This is a genomic window from Campylobacter sp. 2018MI13 (assembly GCF_018501135.1).
GTDB lineage: Bacteria > Campylobacterota > Campylobacteria > Campylobacterales > Campylobacteraceae > Campylobacter_E.
In genome coordinates, this window is the sequence record NZ_JAHCZC010000216.1 from 1 (window position 1) to 455 (window position 455).

The window sequence follows — 455 nt, forward strand, 5'->3', positions numbered from 1 at the left end:
TGTTAATATTTGATAGAGCCCATTTTTTTCGTGTAAAAGCATAATATAAATGTTTCTGACGTGACTCTATGACCGTATAAAATTCAGTGTGTTTTGGCAGGTCATAGAGCTCGGGCTTGATTGTGCATTCAACTTTGATTATATATTTGTATTCGTCATCGATATTAAAATACGTTACCCCGAGATCACTTAATTCTATCATTCCGTCCGTTCGCCGTGCGTAGATGACAACGTTGTCCCCGCAAACATCGATGGATGATGTGGTTATACTGCACCACTCACTATCTTCCAACGGTTCAACAATCATGTCTCGAAAGCCTGATTTCTCAAGAAGGGCTTTTAGTTCGCTCGATAAATCATTCCTCTTTAGCCACCTTCGCCATCGCAGCCTTCAGCCGTTCTGCCATCTTGGCTCTTTGCTCCTCAGCGTAACGGCACTTCTTACCGATGCGGAC

1 protein-coding gene is annotated in these 455 nt (G+C 42.9%); it reads right to left on the reverse strand.

Annotation, left to right across the window (positions count from 1 at the left end):
* Positions 1 to 307: hypothetical protein (locus KJQ99_RS09710; protein ID WP_214150712.1), on the reverse strand; the 307-nt coding region annotated here is incomplete at its 3' end.
* Positions 308 to 455 lie beyond the last annotated feature (148 nt).